Annotated in this window: 18 protein-coding genes; 8 read left to right on the forward strand and 10 right to left on the reverse strand. The window is 68.5% G+C overall.

Annotated features, from left to right (window positions below):
* Window positions 1-32 precede the first annotated feature (32 nt).
* The 3 genes from H5J31_RS33160 to H5J31_RS33170 all read right to left on the reverse strand — a co-directional run bounded on the left by H5J31_RS33160 (window position 33) and on the right by H5J31_RS33170 (window position 1750).
* A complete protein-coding gene (locus tag H5J31_RS33160) occupies window positions 33-410 on the reverse strand; it encodes a hypothetical protein (protein WP_181776634.1) in 378 nt (125 codons plus the stop codon).
* A complete protein-coding gene (locus tag H5J31_RS33165; protein ID WP_236005537.1) occupies window positions 410-838 on the reverse strand; it encodes a hypothetical protein in 429 nt (142 codons plus the stop codon). The genes H5J31_RS33160 and H5J31_RS33165 overlap by 1 nt, the downstream gene beginning before the upstream one ends.
* Before the next feature lie 93 nt (window positions 839-931).
* Entirely contained in the window at window positions 932-1750 is an 819-nt protein-coding gene (locus H5J31_RS33170) for an NBR1-Ig-like domain-containing protein (protein ID WP_181776621.1), read from the reverse strand.
* Between the two features lie 117 nt (window positions 1751-1867).
* Here H5J31_RS33170 and H5J31_RS33175 point away from each other — a divergent pair, with 117 nt between their 5' ends.
* Window positions 1868-2569 carry a Pr6Pr family membrane protein gene (locus H5J31_RS33175; RefSeq protein ID WP_181776622.1) on the forward strand — a complete coding sequence of 234 codons (702 nt, stop codon included), beginning with the start codon at window positions 1868-1870 and terminating at the stop codon, window positions 2567-2569.
* Here the strand turns inward: H5J31_RS33175 and H5J31_RS33180 are convergent.
* Window positions 2513-3742, reverse strand: coding sequence for an NADH:flavin oxidoreductase/NADH oxidase family protein (locus tag H5J31_RS33180; RefSeq protein WP_181776623.1), 1230 nt, complete (start codon window positions 3740-3742; stop codon window positions 2513-2515). The two genes, H5J31_RS33175 and H5J31_RS33180, sit on opposite strands and share 57 nt — an antisense overlap.
* 74 nt (window positions 3743-3816) lie before the next feature.
* On the reverse strand, window positions 3817-4191 hold the full coding sequence (locus tag H5J31_RS33185; protein ID WP_181776624.1) for a YybH family protein: 375 nt from the start codon (window positions 4189-4191) through the stop codon (window positions 3817-3819).
* On the opposite strand from H5J31_RS33185, the gene H5J31_RS33190 reads away from it, so the two are divergent.
* A complete protein-coding gene (locus H5J31_RS33190; RefSeq protein ID WP_181776625.1) occupies window positions 4183-4587 on the forward strand; it encodes a winged helix-turn-helix transcriptional regulator in 405 nt (134 codons plus the stop codon). The genes H5J31_RS33185 and H5J31_RS33190 overlap by 9 nt on opposite strands.
* Here the strand turns inward: H5J31_RS33190 and H5J31_RS33195 are convergent.
* The gene (locus H5J31_RS33195; protein WP_181776626.1) at window positions 4573-5043 is read right to left on the reverse strand and encodes a DUF309 domain-containing protein; all 471 of its coding nucleotides are present in this window, start codon (window positions 5041-5043) and stop codon (window positions 4573-4575) included. The two genes, H5J31_RS33190 and H5J31_RS33195, sit on opposite strands and share 15 nt — an antisense overlap.
* A 35-nt stretch (window positions 5044-5078) precedes the next feature.
* Here H5J31_RS33195 and guaB1 point away from each other — a divergent pair, with 35 nt between their 5' ends.
* Both guaB1 and H5J31_RS33205 read left to right on the forward strand, forming a co-directional pair.
* Window positions 5079-6518, forward strand: a complete 1440-nt coding sequence (gene guaB1, locus H5J31_RS33200) for a GMP reductase (RefSeq protein ID WP_181776627.1) — start codon at window positions 5079-5081, stop codon at window positions 6516-6518.
* A 32-nt stretch (window positions 6519-6550) separates the two neighbouring features.
* Entirely contained in the window at window positions 6551-7573 is a 1023-nt protein-coding gene (locus H5J31_RS33205) for a glycosyltransferase family 2 protein (protein ID WP_328701679.1), read from the forward strand.
* A gap of 39 nt (window positions 7574-7612) precedes the next feature.
* On the opposite strand, the gene H5J31_RS33210 is transcribed toward H5J31_RS33205, so the two are convergent.
* Window positions 7613-8905 (reverse strand): PhoH family protein, encoded by a 1293-nt coding sequence (locus tag H5J31_RS33210; RefSeq protein WP_328701680.1) that lies wholly within the window; start codon window positions 8903-8905, stop codon window positions 7613-7615.
* A 727-nt stretch (window positions 8906-9632) separates the two neighbouring features.
* On the opposite strand from H5J31_RS33210, the gene H5J31_RS33215 reads away from it, so the two are divergent.
* Window positions 9633-9881, forward strand: coding sequence for a hypothetical protein (locus H5J31_RS33215; RefSeq protein WP_181776629.1), 249 nt, complete (start codon window positions 9633-9635; stop codon window positions 9879-9881).
* Between the two features lie 59 nt (window positions 9882-9940).
* Here H5J31_RS33215 and H5J31_RS33220 read toward each other — a convergent pair whose 3' ends face one another.
* The gene (locus tag H5J31_RS33220) at window positions 9941-10717 is read right to left on the reverse strand and encodes an isoprenyl transferase (protein ID WP_181776630.1); all 777 of its coding nucleotides are present in this window, start codon (window positions 10715-10717) and stop codon (window positions 9941-9943) included.
* A 131-nt stretch (window positions 10718-10848) separates the two neighbouring features.
* Here H5J31_RS33220 and trhA point away from each other — a divergent pair, with 131 nt between their 5' ends.
* From trhA to H5J31_RS33235, 3 genes are all read left to right on the forward strand, one after another.
* A complete protein-coding gene (gene trhA, locus H5J31_RS33225) occupies window positions 10849-11490 on the forward strand; it encodes a PAQR family membrane homeostasis protein TrhA (RefSeq protein WP_181776637.1) in 642 nt (213 codons plus the stop codon).
* Between the two features lie 174 nt (window positions 11491-11664).
* On the forward strand, window positions 11665-12114 hold the full coding sequence (locus H5J31_RS33230; protein ID WP_181776631.1) for a pyridoxamine 5'-phosphate oxidase family protein: 450 nt from the start codon (window positions 11665-11667) through the stop codon (window positions 12112-12114).
* Between the two features lie 38 nt (window positions 12115-12152).
* Window positions 12153-12899: a potassium channel family protein gene (locus H5J31_RS33235; RefSeq protein WP_181776632.1), complete on the forward strand. Its 747-nt coding sequence runs from the start codon at window positions 12153-12155 to the stop codon at window positions 12897-12899.
* On the opposite strand, the gene H5J31_RS33240 is transcribed toward H5J31_RS33235, so the two are convergent.
* Complete coding sequence (locus H5J31_RS33240) at window positions 12856-14742, reverse strand: acyl-CoA dehydrogenase family protein (protein ID WP_181776633.1); 1887 nt, start codon at window positions 14740-14742, stop codon at window positions 12856-12858. The genes H5J31_RS33235 and H5J31_RS33240 overlap by 44 nt on opposite strands.
* A gap of 248 nt (window positions 14743-14990) precedes the next feature.
* The gene (locus H5J31_RS33245; RefSeq protein ID WP_181776638.1) at window positions 14991-15551 is read right to left on the reverse strand and encodes a hypothetical protein; all 561 of its coding nucleotides are present in this window, start codon (window positions 15549-15551) and stop codon (window positions 14991-14993) included.
* Window positions 15552-15906 lie beyond the last annotated feature (355 nt).

Below are 15906 nucleotides of genomic sequence, written 5' to 3' on the forward strand. Positions count from 1 at the left end.
ACTACCGCAAGCAGAGGACTGAACGCTTCAGGTCAGTAGCACCGATCCGAAGAGATCTTGTAGGTGTAGTTGTTCGAGAGGTTGGAGGTCACTTCGAAGCGGATCTTGTGATAGACCGGCGGCTCCCCGAGCACGCCGTGTTTGACCGTGCGTTCCTTGCCGGGCGCGATCGCCCCGCTCCAGATCCCCTTGTCGAAGACGTCATCGATGATCTGGACGAGCATTCCCCGGTAGTCGTGGTTGTGCACGGTGATGTCGATGCTCTGCCCCGCGCTCACCTCGACGACCTTGGTCGACGCGCCCATCAGCGGCCCGCCGGAGCAGACCTTCGAGGCCGCCGAAGCGGACGGTGCCATCAGCAGGGTGCCCGCCAGGGCGACCGGAACGACGGCGAGCAGCTTCTTCTTCATCATCGATTCCCCACCACGCTCTTGACGACATTGGTCTGGTTGGCCAGGTCGAGGCCGAATTTCATGTTCCCGCCGCAATAGACCTTCTCGCCGTTCTTGAAGTGCAGCGTCAGATCTCCGGCGCATTCGAAGACCTTGATGTCCCAGGTACGCGTGCCCGGTTTCAGGCAGATCGCGTCCTTCCCGGCCCGTCGCATCCAGCCGTGATAGCCGGATTCGCAGGTAATGATCGGATCACTGCCCGAAGCGGGCGCCGGAGCCGCCTGTGCGGCGGTGACCGGCAGGAGCGCCACCGTGAGCGCTGCCCCGGCCAATGCGGCGACCTTGACGTACGGACGCATGGATTCCCTTTCCGCAATGAATGTGAGAGTATTTCGGAAAATCCCCATCCGGAACTCCCGGACGCCGATGACGTTAAAGCCGCTCACGGACACTCGGAAAGCGATTCACGGCCGGGAAATGGCCATGGCCGAACAAAGGACGTCCGCGCAGGTCAGCGCTTTGACCATCGGGACGGAAGGTCAAAGGACGCGGACCGAGAAGTACACGGCGCGGGCGTTCGGCAGCAGGATGTGGCCCTGTTCGTCGGCCATCTTCCAGTAGACCTGGCAATGCCCCGGGCTCGCGGGCGCCCGCACCTCGACGGAGACGCGCGTGCGTTCGCCGGGCGCGGTCTGCGGGACGGGGACGCGCTCCGGGGTCGCGCATTCGCCCGGGTTGCCGAACGAACCGGCGCGGACCAGGTAGCGGCCGACCCATCCGACCGTTCCCGCGTTGCGCAGATCCCACGTCTTCACGAAGACCGATCCGGCGGCCACTTCGCTGCCGTCGGGCACGGTCTCGCCGACGAGTTCGGACAGATCCCCGGTGGGAGCGGCGGGCTCGGTACCGAAGGGGTTCACGAAGACCACCACCAGTGCCGCCACCAGCACGAGCGCCACGGCCCCGGCGAGGACGAACGCCGTCCGCCGCGTGCGTTCCGGAGCGGGTCCGGGCACGGGCACGGGATCGACGGTCAGGGCGTCCCGCGCGCGTTCCCATTCACCGCGCCATTCGTGGCGGACGGTTTCCTCGTCCCCGTCGAGCACCCCGACGGCCAGCACGCGGACGAACTCCCAGGACGTCTCCCAGCTGGGCAGATGCTGTCCGCGCGCGGCGGCCGACAGTGCCGACTTCGAAGCGAGCGCGCCGTATTCGTCGCGCATCCGGTCGTAAGAGGGGTCGCCCGCGGCCCGCTTGAGTTCCCAGAGCCGCCGCGCGAACCCGGCGACGGGCCCGCTGTCCTCCGCCGGCCCCCGAGCGACCCGCCCGCGGCGTCCGGGCCTCCGCTCGACGTCCATCGCCTCCACGATATGACCCGGTGGCCGGGATCTCCCGGCGGCATCCCGCCCCCGATCGAGTGGCGGCTTGCGGTGGTGACGGGACGTCGCGACCCCATCACCCATAAAGTAGGAGGAATGCAGGCTTCGAAGATCGCGCGTGCCTGGTTCGGCGCGACGGCGCTGGTGGTGATCGCCGGTCTCGCCGCACAGATCCCGGTCTCGGCGGGCACCACGGGCGGCACCTTCCAGACCCCGGCCGGGCGGGTGGCCAACCTGCTGGCCTTCTTCACCATCGACTCGAACATCCTCGTCGGCATCGGCGGGCTGCTGCTCGCGCTCGGTGTCGCCGGACGCTCGACGTTCGCCGGCGTGCTGCGCCTCACCGGACTCGTCGGCATCACCGTGACCGGCGTCGTCTTCCAGGTCGCGCTCGCCGACCTCTACGAACTGCACGGCTGGGCCGTGTTCGCCGACACGATGCTGCACAAGGTGTCGCCGCTGATGTGTGTCGCGGGCTGGTTGCTGTTCGGGCCACGCGGCCAGTTGTCGTGGCGGGTGCTGTGGTGGTCGTTGCTGTACCCGCTGGTCTGGCTGGCGGTCACGCTGGTGCGCGGCGCCTTCATCGGGTTCTACCCGTACCCGTTCGTCGATCCGGGCATCAACGGCTACGGCGGGGTCGCGTTCAACTGCGTGCTGATCGGCGTGCTGTTCACCGGCCTGGCGGCGGCCGCGGTCGGCTTCGATCGCACCTTCAGCCGTCGGGACGAGCAGGACGACTACCTAGCCGCGGACCCGCCGGAAGGCGTTGAACGGATCCGCGACGCCGGCGCGCACTAGCGTCCGCACCGCGCCGAGGCGCCGGTCCACCGGTTTCCCGGCGGCCACGCGGTGCATCTGCTGGGTGTGCCACTGGATCTCGAGCAGGCTGTCGGCCAGCCGGATGCCGGTCTTCGGCGCCTTGCGCTCGGCACGGACGTCCTCGCCGCCGAGCAGGCGGTCGGGCAGCGCCGGATCGACGACCAGCGGCCTGCCGAGGCCGATGACGTCCAGCGCGCCCGAGCGCAGCGCGTCGGCCATCCCTTCCGGACTCGTGAATCCGCCGGTGACCATCAAGGCGGCGTCGGTGACCTGCCGGGCTTTCGCGGCGTAGTCGAGGAAGTAGGCCTCGCGGCTGACGGTGCTCGCCTTGCCGGAGCCCATCATGGCGGCCTTCTCGTACGTGCCGCCGGAGACCTCCAGCAGGTCGATGCCCGCTTCCCCCAGCTCGCGGACGACTTCGAGCGATTCGTCCTCGCTGAAACCCCCGCGCTGGAAGTCGGCGCTGTTGAGCTTGACCGCGATCGGCACGGCGTCACCGACCTCATCGCGCACGCGGGCGACCACTTCGAGCAGGAACCGGCGACGCCGGGCCGCGTCGCCGCCCCAGCCGTCGGTGCGCTGGTTGGTGAGCGGTGACAGGAACTGTGAGACGAGGTAGCCATGCGCGCCGTGGATCTGGACGCCGGCGAATCCGGCCTCGACGACGGTGCGCGCGGCCACGCCGAAGCGGTCGATGATCGCCTCGATCTCGTCGCCGGTGAGTGCCCGTGGCGTCGCGAAGACCGACCGGATGCCGCGGTCGCCGAACGGCACCGCCGACGGCGCGACCGGCTGACGGGAGAGGAACCGGGGGCTCTGACGACCCGGGTGATTGAGCTGGACCCACAGCCGCGTCTCGGTCCCGTCGGCCGACCGTGCCCAAGGCTTGAACTCGGTCGCGTCCGGCTCCTTCGGCACCGCGACGTTGCGCGGTTCGCCGAGCGCGGTCGGATCGACCATGACGTTGCCGGTGATCAGCGTCCCGGCGCCGCCCCGCGACCAGGTCCGGTAGAGCTCGGCGAGTTCCGGGGTCGGCCGGTTGCGGCGGTCGCCGAGCTGCTCGCTCAGCGCGGCCTTGGCCAGCCGGTTGGGCAGGAGCGCGCCGCACCGCAGTTTCAGCGGTTCGGCCAGCAGTTCCTTGGGCTCGCTCATCGCGTTTCCTCCCGGCGGCTACCTACTGATCAGTATCCCTACTCGAAGTAACATACTCTCGGTATGTCGAGTACTCAAGGTGCGTCGACGCCGAAGGGGTTGTCGATCACGTAGCGCCAGAGCCCATCCGGACCACGGCGTGCGACGTCGGTGGCCGTAGCCGCGAGATGCCCTTCGATCACCCAGTCGACGATCAGCAGCGCCAGGTCACCGGCCACCCGCACCTGACGCGGGGCGACCACGATGGGCTGCCCGAGCGCGAGGATCCGGCCGTTCGCGGACCGGCGATCCGCACCGGTCACCTGCGCGCCGTCCCGGCGGATGAAGACGGCGTCCGGTTCGTAGAGCGAATCGAGGATTTCGGCGGATCCGGTGTTGAAGGCGGCTTGGAAGACGAAGGGATGCTCGGCGGGATCGGCGGTCAACGGCACACTGGTGGAATGCGTCATGCGGACAGCGAAACCGACCGCGAAGCAGGTCACCAAACGGAAACCTTCGACGGCGAACTCGTCCCGGACGCCCGCGGCCGCACCCGGCGGCCGGAGCCGGACTGTCCCGTCGAGGTCGCGCTCGCCGCGATCTCGGGCCGCTGGACGACCTTGGTGCTGCGAGAACTGATGGGCGGCGCGCGCTCCTTCAGCGACCTTCGCGCGGCATTGCCCGCCCTGTCCGCGAAGGTGCTGACAGAACGCCTCGGCGACCTCACCGCACGACGCCTCGCCATCCGCGAGGAACTGCCCGGATTCCCGAGCCGGACCAGCTACCGGCTCACCCCGGCCGGACTCTCGCTGCGCCCCCTGCTGATCGAGCTTTACCGCTCCGGCTCGGAACTACTGGCCCAGTAGCCGAGGTGCGACCGGCTCCACCCGCGCGCGCACCTTCACCTCCGCGGCCATCTCCCGCGCCCAGGCCTGCAGCCCCGGGATGTCGATCCCGTGCGGCGGCGCCTCACGGAACGGCTCGACGTTGTCCGCACCGCGCTCCAGCAGCGAGGCCGCGCCGTTCCCGTTTCCCCTGGCCACATGGGTCAAGCCGACGGCGAGCTGCGCGAGACCCCGCCACAGCTCCCGCTCCGGCCCGTCGGTCGCCTTCCACGCGTCCTCGAAGACCTCGTGAGCGTGGAACGGGCGGCCCGCGTCGAGCAGGCGCTGAGCCTCGGCGATGGTGTCCTCGGGGGCCCGTTCGATGCCCTCGGGCTGCCGTTCGACCCCGTCCGCGCCGTACGGGAGCGGCCTGCCGAGGCCGTCCCGTGGGCGCGCGTTGCGGGCTCGTCCGGCTTCGTCGCGGTCCCGGTCGGTCATGCCGTCATTCTCCCACGCGGGTATCCTGGGGACTCGTGCGCTTTCTCGACGGGCATCGGCCCGCTCACGACCTGACCTACGACGACGTGTTCCTCTTGCCGAACCGTTCGGACGTGGAGTCCCGCTTCGACGTCGACCTGTCCACTGTGGACGGCACCGGCGCGACGATCCCGATCGTGGTGGCGAACATGACCGCCGTCGCGGGCCGCCGGATGGCCGAGACGGTCGCCCGGCGCGGCGGGCTCGTGGTCCTCCCGCAGGACGTCGACACCGCCGCCGTCACCGACATCGTCGGCTGGGTCAAAAGCCGTCACACCGTGTGGGACACCCCGCTGGTACTGCGCGGTGGGGACGCCGTCGCCGACGCGCTCAACCTGGTCGGCAAGCGCGCTCACGGCGCCGTCGTCGTGGTGGACGAGCACGGCAAGCCCGTCGGCGTCGTCGACGAAGCGGCCTGCGCCGGTGTCGACCGCTTCGCACGGCTTGCCGACGTCGCGGAGCCCGCGCTCGTCACCGTCCCGCTGGACACCCCGCCGCGTGAGGTGTTCGAGCGCCTGCACGCCCACGGCGGCCGTCTCGCGCTCGGCATCGACGCCGACGGACGGCTCGCGGGCGTCCTGACCGAGATCGCGGCGCTACGCGCGGAGATCTACACCCCGGCCGTCGACGGCGACGGGAGCCTGCGTGTCGCCGCCGCGATCGGTGTGAACGGCGACGTCGCGGCGAAGGCCGAAGCCGTCCTCGCGGCGGGCGTCGACGTTCTGGTCGTCGACACCGCGCACGGCCACCAGGAGAAGATGATCTCCGCGCTCAAGGCCGTCCGCTCGGTGAATCCGCGGGTCCCGGTGGTCGCGGGCAACGTCGTCACCGCCGAGGGCACCCGAGACCTGATCCACGCGGGCGCGGACGTGGTCAAGGTCGGCGTCGGCCCAGGCGCCATGTGCACGACGCGGATGATGACCGGTGTCGGCCGCCCGCAGTTCTCCGCCGTCGCCGAATGCGCGGCCGCGGCCCGCGAACTGGGCAAGCACGTCTGGGCGGACGGCGGTGTGCGCCACCCGCGCGACGTCGCGCTCGCCCTGGCCGCCGGCGCGTCGTCGGCGATGGTCGGCTCGTGGTTCGCCGGCACCCACGAATCCCCCGGCGACCTGCGCTACGACGAGCAGGGCAAGCCGTACAAGGAATCCTTCGGCATGGCGTCGAAGCGTGCCGTGGGCGCCCGGACGCGCACCGACAACGTCTTCGAGCGCGCGAAGAAGGGCCTGTTCGAAGAGGGCATCTCGGCGTCGCGGATGGCGCTGGACCCGGCCCGCCCCGGTGTCGAGGACCTGCTCGACTCCATCGGTTCCGGTGTGCGCTCGGCCTGCACTTACGCGGGGGCTCGGACGCTGGAGGAGTTCCACGAACGCGCGCTGCTCGGCATCCAGTCGGCCGCCGGTTTCGCGGAAGGCCGCCCGCTGCCCGCGGGCTGGTGATCCGGAACCCGGAAAGCACTAAGGTGCACCGGGTGAATCGCCTGAGACGGATCGTGGCGGCGGCAGTGGACCGCCGCCACGCAGACAGCGACGAAATCGCCGAACTCCGGTCCGTGGTCGCGGACCAGGCCGCGGAACTGGAACGGTTGCGCTCAGCCCTGAATCAGCACACCGAGTGGCTCGAAGACCACGGCCGGGCGTTGCGGGACGGCGACGCGCGCACCACCACCGTCGAAGCCAAACAGGAAGCCCTCGACACCAGGCAGGAAGCGCTCGACGGCTGGCTCGACAGCCACGACGCCGCGTTCGAAGGCCTCCATCTGCGGACGGGCCAGCTCGAAGCCGCCCGCGCCGTCCAGACCTTCACCCAATGGCTGGACCGGCTCGAACTCACCGCCACCCCGAAGATCTCCGTCGTCCTGCCCACGCACGACCGCGCCGCGCTGCTGCCCCGCGCGATCGCGTCGGTCCAGGCGCAGCGGTACGAGAACTGGGAACTGGTGATCGTCGACGACGCCAGCTCGGACTCCACGCACAAGGTGCTCGCGGCGCTCGACGACCCGCGTATCCGGTCGATCCGCGTGACGCACAACAGGGTCAGCGCCGCGCGCAACGCGGCGCTCGCCGAGGCGACCGGTGAAGTCATCGCCTACCTCGACGACGACAACACGATGCATCCCTTGTGGCTCAAGGCATTGGCCTGGGCCTTCGGCGAACACCCGGAGATCACCACGGCCTACGGCGGCTACGTCATCGACGACGTCGAAGGGCTGCCGAGCCTGTTGCTGAAGCCGTACAGCCGCGCGGCGCTGCTCACCGAGAACCTCGCCGACACCGGCGCCGTGGCCCATCGCGCGGGCCTCGAAGAAGCCCGCTTCGACGAGTCACTGGTCGAAATGGACGACTGGGATCTCTTGCTGAGCCTCACCGCCGAACGCGATCCGCTCGTGGTCCCGGCGATCTCCTGTTTCTATTCCACGGCGGCGCCGAACCGTCTTTCGCACGGCCCGACCTACGACACCGATTTCGCCGCCGTTCGAAGGAAGCACGGGTAGTCCCTTTAGGACTGTCCTAAAGGGACTACCCGCTTTCGGCTATCCGTGGTCCTCCAGCATTTCGGTGACCAGCGCGGCGATCGGCGACCGCTCGGAACGGGTCAGCGTGACATGCGCGAACAGCGGATGACCCTTGAGCTTCTCGATCACCGCCGAAACGCCGTCGTGCCTGCCGACCCGCAGGTTGTCGCGCTGCGCGACGTCGTGCGTGAGTACCACGCGCGACGCCGTGCCGAGCCGGGAGAGCACGGTCAGGAGCACGTTGCGCTCCAGCGACTGCGCCTCGTCGACGATGACGAACGTGTCGTGCAGCGACCGCCCGCGGATATGGGTCAGCGGGAGCACCTCGAGCATGCCGCGGTCGAAGACCTCGTCGAGGACGTCCTGGCTGACCAGGCCACCGAGGGTGTCGAACACCGCCTGCGCCCACGGCTGCATCTTCTCGGACTCGGAGCCCGGCAGGTAGCCGAGTTCCTGGCCGCCGACCGCGTACACCGGCCGGAACACCACGACCTTGCGGTGCTGACGGCGTTCCATCACCGATTCGAGCCCCGCGCACAGCGCGAGCGCCGACTTACCGGTACCGGCGCGTCCGCCCAGCGAGACGATGCCGACGTCGGAGTCCAGCAGGAGATCCAGCGCCACCCGCTGCTCGGCCGAGCGGCCGTGCAGTCCGAACGCCTCCTTGTCACCCCGCACGAGCCGGATCCGCTTGTCCGCGGTGACCCGCCCCAGCGCGCTCGAACTCCCCGCCAGCAGCCTCAGGCCGGTGTGACAGGGCAGTTCGCCCACCTCGGGCATGCCGAACTCCGCCGGATCCACGGAGGACGAGGCCCCGCTGAAGAGCCCGTCGATCAGGGTCTGCGGGACGTCCACATCCGCCATTCCCGTCCAGCCCGAGGGCGTCACCTCCTGCGCGCGGTACTCGTCGGCTTCGAGGCCGACGGCGCCCGCTTTGACGCGCAAGGGGATGTCCTTGGTCACCAGCGTGACCGACGCGTATTCCGCCGCCAGGTTGAGCGCACAGGCGAGGATGCGGTGGTCGTTGGAGTCGGTGCGGAAACCGACCGGGAGCACCGTGGGGTCGGAGTGGTTCAACTCCACCTGCAAGGTGCCGCCGTGCTCACCGATCGGGATCGGCGCGTCGAGCCTGCCGTGCTGACGACGCAGGTCGTCGAGCATGCGAAGCGCTTCGCGCGCGAACCAGCCCAGTTCGGGATGGTGACGTTTCGCCTCCAGTTCACTGATGACGACCAGCGGGAGCACGACCGCGTGTTCGGCGAACCGGGTCACCGACCACGGGTCGGAGAGCAGGACCGACGTGTCGAGCACGTAAGTGGACCGCTGGGATTCGGGCGAGATCGAGGCTTTCTCCGGGCCAGAGGCACCGGTCGAAGAACGGCCAGAGGCCTTGCGGGGTGAACGCTGCGCAGTCACGACGGCATCTCCCTCGTGGGCGTGGCACCACGCCCGCACTCGCTGGGCCGGGCACCTCCCTGGCTAACCGCTCCTTCTGACGCTCACACGTCAGTCGGCACGGCCGCGAGGGCCGGGTGCCGGCCCCCTCGTGCATCCACTGGGCGGCTGTGCCGCCCTGTCGACAACCGCCACGACCAGGGCCTCCCGCGAGAGTCCGCATGGGACGCGAACCCTCACTTCCGGAAGGTACCTGCGTCCGGCCGATCGCGCAGGCAGCCACCACGGTGATTCGCCAAACCGTCATCTCACTGTCGGTCGTCTGACATCCACACCTGGTCACCATCACGGTGTGTAGTCGTGATCTCCATTCAGGGACGCTCGTTGACGCGACCCGGATGGATTAACGCGACAGAGGGCGTTCACCTGATGGGAGCCGGGGTTCTACCACGGTCGGTAGCGGCGCGCATTTCGTGCCCGAGACAGAGAACCGTACCGAGTGAAGCAGGCCATTTTCGGCTCACACAATGGGCTTACGAGACGGTCACAAGCCCTGAATAGCGAGTAATTTTCTTACTGCGGGACACACCCACCGGAACTCCGTGCCCCGGATCCCTGAATATCTCACCAAGGAGTGTGCGTAGTGCTGAAGAAGGCTGGTTTCGTTTCCGCCGTCGCCGCGGGTCTCATGATGGTCGGCGGAACCGCGTTCGCCGCGACCGGTGACACCACCGGCACCCCGGACCCCACGTTCGGTGACGCTTACGCCACGTTCATCGAAGGTGGCGGCGCGCTCGGCTACGGTGCCGCTTCGCTGGTCGCCGGCGCCTACACCGGCGTGGCCACCACCCCGGCTCTGATCCTCCACTCGCTGGAGCACCACCACCACTGATCTTCAGTGTGGACGTCGAAGGCCCCGGAGTGCACTCCGGGGCCTTCGTCTTGCGCGGGTCAGGAACCGAAGCGCCGATGCCGCCACGCGTAATCACGCATGGCGCGCAGAAAATCGACCCGGCGGAATGCGGGCCAATACGCTTCGGTGAACCAGAATTCCGAATGCGCCGATTGCCAGAGCAGAAATCCGGAAAGCCGCTGCTCACCCGAGGTACGGATAATCAGATCCGGATCCGGCTGGCCCGAGGTGTACATGTGTTCGGAGATATGGTCGACGTCCAGGATCTTCGCGAGCTCCCGGATCGAGGTGCCCTCGTCGGCGTGCTGAAGGAGCAGCTTGCGGACCGCGTCGGCGATCTCCTGACGCCCTCCGTAACCGACAGCGACGTTGACCTCCATCCCGGAACGCCCTTCGGTGCGCTCCGCGGCCGCGCTGAGGGCCTTCGCGACCTCCGGCGGCAGCAGGTCAAGGGCTCCCACGATGCGGAGCCGCCAGGGCGTGTGCGGTGCGGCGAGTTCGTCGGTGACATCGGTGATGATCTTCAGCAGCGGGCTCAGCTCCTCGACCGCGCGGCCGAGGTTGTCGGTCGAGAGCAGCCACATGGTGACGACCTCGACGTCGGCCTCGTTGCACCAGCTCAGGAAGTCGGCGATCTTCTTGGCGCCGGCACGATGGCCGTCCGCGACGTCGGTGAAGCCCGCTTCGCGCGCCCAGCGGCGGTTACCGTCCAGCATGATGGCGATATGGCGTGGATGGCGCCCCTTGGCCTGCTGGATCAGGCGCCTGCCGTAGGCGCTGTACACGACGTCTGACAAGAAGGACCGAAGACTCACGCCAGTGGAGAGTAGTCACCCCGCGAGCCCCAGTGGGACGCGCCACGGACACTGGCGAAAAACCTACGGTGCCGTAACCTGAGTGAGTGAGCGTAGAGACCGAACCCCAGCCGTCCGGCCCCACGCCCTTGGTGGACACGCGTCCTCGACTGCGGGGCCACCTCCACTTCTGGTCCTTCTTCGGCGCCGTCGCCGGAGCCGCGGCCCTCATCAGCCTCGCGGCGTCCACTGTGTCGCCGATCGCCGCTTTGTCCACTTCGGTCTACGGCCTGACCGTGCTCGGCGTCTTCGGCGTCAGCGCGCTCTACCACCGTCGCTTGTGGAGCCCGCGAGCATACGAATGGATGAAGCGCGCCGACCATTCGATGATCTTCCTGTTCATCGCCGGCACCTACACTCCGTTCACCCTTCTGGCGATGTCGCAGCCGACCGGGTACATCGTGCTGGCGATCGTGTGGGGCGGCGCGATCGGCGGCGTCACCCTGAAGATGCTGTGGCCGAACGCGCCACGCTGGCTGGGCGTGCCGATCTACATCGCGCTGGGCTGGGTCGCCGTCTTCGTCCTGCCCGAACTGGGCGCGCACGCCGGCATCGCCGCTCTCGTGCTGCTCTGCGTCGGCGGGCTGTTCTACACGCTGGGCGCGGTGTTCTACGCCGTGAAGTGGCCGAACCACTTCCCGGACACCTTCGGATACCACGAGTACTTCCACGCCTGCACGGTCCTCGCGGCCATCTCGCACTACATCGCGATCTGGCTGGCCATGTACGCCTAGCGTCGTGAGTGTTTCGGGTCGTTCTAACGACCCGAAACACTCACGACCCGCTTGACCCACGCCACACCCGCGACCTCCTCCCTTCCCGTGACCAGGACGGACACACGCGTGTTCCCCCTGGAACAAGAAAGTGCCTTCTTCCCGGCGTTCTCCGCGAGAGTCATGCTCACCGTCATGACCAAGAACGTCCCGCCCCGCAGCCTCGACGAAGCAGCCCTCAGCGACTTCATCGCCCAGCACACCTTCGGCGCCCTCGCGACTCTCAAGCGCGACGGCCGTCCGCATCTCTCCACGGTCGTCTACGACTGGAACCCCGAAACCCGCGAGATCCGGATCAGCACGACCGAAGATCGCCTCAAGGTCAAGCAGATCCGGAACAATCCGCACGCGTCCCTTTACATCTCCAGCGCCGACCACTGGAAATTCGCGGTCGTGGAAGGAAAAGCGGAACTCTCCGAAGTCACACGAACACCCGGTGACACGGCGGGGCTGGAAATCCTTGCCGCACAACGTCAGCGGCCCGACGACGAAGCGGGGTTCCTCGAGACCATCGCGGCCGAGCGAAGACTCGTTATCACCCTCCGTTCCGAGAAACTCTATGGAACGGCACTCGACATCGCTTAACGTACGCACCTGGAAAAGGCCAGGTGAGGAGACGCCCGATGTGGGAAAAGCGGATGGAGTGGCCGCTCAACGCCGCCGCCGTACTGTTCCTGGCCGCCTACGCGTGGCCGATCCTCCAACCTTCGCTCGGGCACACCGGCCGGGTCTGGTGCGAGGTGGTCACCTGGATCTCGTGGGCGGTGTTCGCCCTCGACTACGGGGTCCGGCTGAGGCACGCCGCCGACAAACGGGTGTTCCTGAAGAACAACATCTTCGACCTGCTGATCATCGTGCTCCCGCTGATCCGTCAGCTGCGGCTGCTCCGGCTGGTCACTGTGCTCAACGTCCTCAACCGCAACGCCGGCCTTTCGCTGCGCGGCCGCGTCGTGGTCTACACGGTGGGCGCGACGGCGCTGATCGTGTTCTGTTCCGCGCTCGCCGTGCTCGACGCCGAACGCACGCAGCCCGACGCGCCGATCACCGACTTCCCGGACGCCGTGTGGTGGTCGATCACGACCATCACCACGGTCGGCTACGGCGACCGCTATCCGATCAGCGGCACCGGCCGCGTGGTCGCGGTCGGGCTGATGGTGGCCGGGATAGCCCTGCTCGGTGTGGTCACCGCGACGCTCGCGTCGTGGCTGATCCGCCGTGTGACCGAGGCCGACGAGAGCGCGCAGGCCGTCACCCGCGAGCACCTCGACGAGCTGACCCGCGAGGTCAAGGCGTTGCGGGCCGAGCTCGCCGAGCAGCGGGCGGGCGTCAGTCCCGCAGCATCGGAGCCGCTAGGTACTGCTCGGGGATAGCGAACGCGTCCACCAGGGTCCGCGCGTGCGGGCGCAGGTCCGCGCACAGCGCGTTCACCGCGGCGGTGACGGCCTTCGAGCGGCCGGAAGTGAGGCGGCCGTGTTCGAGGAACCAGCCGCGGTCCGCCTCGATGTTCGCCAGCGCGTAGAGGTCGCAGACCCGCTCCAGCAGTTCGCGCGCTTCCGCGTCCGCGCAACGCTCGATCGCGTCGACGAAGGCTTCAAGCACGACCCTGTCGACGTGTACGCGCCCGGCTCGCAGAACGTGATCCTGAGCCTCGTTGAAGACTCCGAACGGATCAGAGGCGGCCTTACGCAGACGCTGCGCGACGCCACCGAGCACGTGCTCTTCGCGGTCTTCGAACAGCTTCAGGTGCCACTCGCGCGAGAAGAGCACGTCGCCGTCGTCAGCATCGGTGAGCCGCTCGACGACCTTTCGCGCCGACGTCCGTTCGATCACGGCCTCGACGAACTGCTCGGCCACGAATCGCGCGGTCGCGAGCGGGCTCAGGTCCTCGAATTGCTCCTTGTAGCTGGTCAGGAGGCCCTTCGCGACCAGCTGCAGCAGTACGGTGTTATCGCCCTCGAAGGTCGTGAAGACGTCCGTGTCCGCCTTCAGCCCGGCGAGCAGGTTCTCCGACAGGTAGCCGGAGCCGCCGCACGCCTCGCGGGCGGCCTGGATGGTCGCCGTCGCGTGCCAGGTGGAGACTGCCTTGATCCCGGCCGCACGCGATTCCAGCTCGCGCTGCTCCTCCTCCGGCGCGTCCTCCGCGATGTCGTGGAGCTTCGCGACGAGTCCTTCCTGCGCGAAGTGCAGCGCGTACGACGTCGCCAGCGCGGGCAACAGTTTCCGCTGGTGGGCGCGGTAGTCGAGGATCACGACCTCGTCGCCGTCGGGCCGCGCGAACTGCCGCCGCTGGTCGCCGTAGCGGACGGCCAGGGCCAGTGCGCGTTTCGTCGCGCTGCCGGCGCTGCCCGCGACGCTGACCCGGCCGCGGATGAGCGTGCCGAGCATGGTGAAGAACCGGCGGCCGTCGCTTTCGATCGGGCTCGTGTACGTGCCGTCCTCGGCGACGTCACCGAAGCGGTTGAGCAGCGCCTCACGCGGAACCCTCACCTGGGTGAAAGTGAGCCGCCCGTTGTCGACGCCGTTGAGTCCGGCCTTGCGCCCGCAGTCCTCGATCTCGACACCGGTCACGTTCTCACCGCGGATCGGCACCACGAACGCGTGCACGCCGCGTGACTCGCCGCCGGTGATCAACTGCGCGAAGACCACGGCGAGTTCGCCGTCGCGGGCGGCGTTGCCGATGTACTCCTTCATCGCGCCGCGGTCCGGTGTGTTCACGACGAACTCGCGCGTGGCCGGGTCGTAGGTCGCGGTCGTGCGCAGATGCTGGACGTCGGAACCGTGACCGTGTTCGGTCATCGCGAAGCAGCCCAGCAGCTCCAGGTCCTTGATCTTGCGCAGGTAGCGCTCGTGGTGGCGTTCGGTGCCGAGCAGCTGCACGGCGCCACCGAACAGGCCCCATTGGACGCCGGCCTTGACCATCAGCGAGAGGTCGCCGAACCCCAGCATCTCGAACGACATCACCGAGCCGCCGACGTCACCGCCACCGCCGTACGCCGGGTCGAACCCGAGTCCCGGCCGGTCGGTCTCGGCCAGCTTGCGCAGCCATTCGAGGACCTGGGCACGATGTGCCTCGACGCCGAGGTCGACGGGGTCCTTGAAGCTCTCCGCGGCCATCTGCGCGCGCACCGCGCGGCGTAGCTCGGCCCACCGTCCATCGAGGACGGTGGTCAGCGCGTCCGGGTCGATCTTCGCGGGAAGTCCTGGTGTGTCCACGATTCCTCCGATGCGGTGCGGTCTTCGCTCAGCCTGCCGCACCGCATCGAGGAGCGCAGGACGAATCAGCCCGGTCTCCCGTTGATCGTCGTGTTCTCGAACCGCAGGTCATCGACGTGTTTCAGCGTGTTCCCCGTGTTCGCGACGCCATCGAAGCGGCACTCACTCACCCGCGGACCCCGAACGTGTGAGTTAGGCCATCCATGACGCGTGCGTTCGTTCGAAAGAGGACTTCGGCGAAGAAGGCCTCAGGAAAGGTCCGGTCCCTGTGAGCGGAGATCGTCGACCTTGGTCATCGCCTCCCGGAGTTCGGCGAGCCAGCTGTCCGCGTGCTCCCCGACCAGCCGGACCGCCCAGGCCAGCGCCTCGGACCGTGACCGTGCGACGCCGGCGTCGACGAGGGTGTCGAGGACCAGGCGCTCGGGCTGCCGCAGCCTGGTCATCACCGGCGCCGAATGCGTGGTGAACAGATGCCGCGTGCCGCCGAGGCTCGCGCCCCAGGCGACCTTGCGCTGATACCGGTGCTCGGCCTGGCGCGCGATCTCGATCCGCTCGTCGCGGGTCTCCTCGCGGAACCGGCTTATCCGGCCGTCCTCGGCCGCGGCGCGCGCGGCGTCGTCGTCGTGGTCACCGGTGAGCGGTGGGAGTTCGCCGACGATGACGATCTCCTCGCGGTCCACCGTGACCTCGGGAGCGCCGGTGAACCAGCCCTCCGGAAGCCGTCCGCCGAACCACGCCGCCGCGTCGTCCGCCGACGGGATCTCCGCCTGCTGCCAGCCGCCCCGGCCCTTCCAGCCACCGCGTCCCATATGTCTCGCCGTCCTGAAGTAGGTGTGCATGCTCGCCTCCGCGATTACATGATTACAACGCTACCGACGCTACGCGCGCAATGGCCAGGAGTCACCCGTGATGGAGTCGTGAGTGTTTTGGGTCGCTAGGGCAACCGTGTCTTAGGTACCTACGGGCGGGTTGGCGTGACTGGACGGACGGCAAGCGTGACTGGACGGACGTCACCTGGTGTCGTCCGTCTGATCACGGGCGTCGTCCGTCTGATCACGGGTGTCGTCCGTCCGATCACATGTGCCGTCCACCCAGTCACGCGAAAGCACCGACCCGGCCCGGCTTGGTCGTGTGGTGAAGGCGGTGAGAGCCAACCCGGGTCTG

The sequence above is a fragment of the Amycolatopsis pittospori genome (assembly GCF_013870525.1).
GTDB classification, from domain to species: domain Bacteria; phylum Actinomycetota; class Actinomycetes; order Mycobacteriales; family Pseudonocardiaceae; genus Amycolatopsis; species Amycolatopsis pittospori.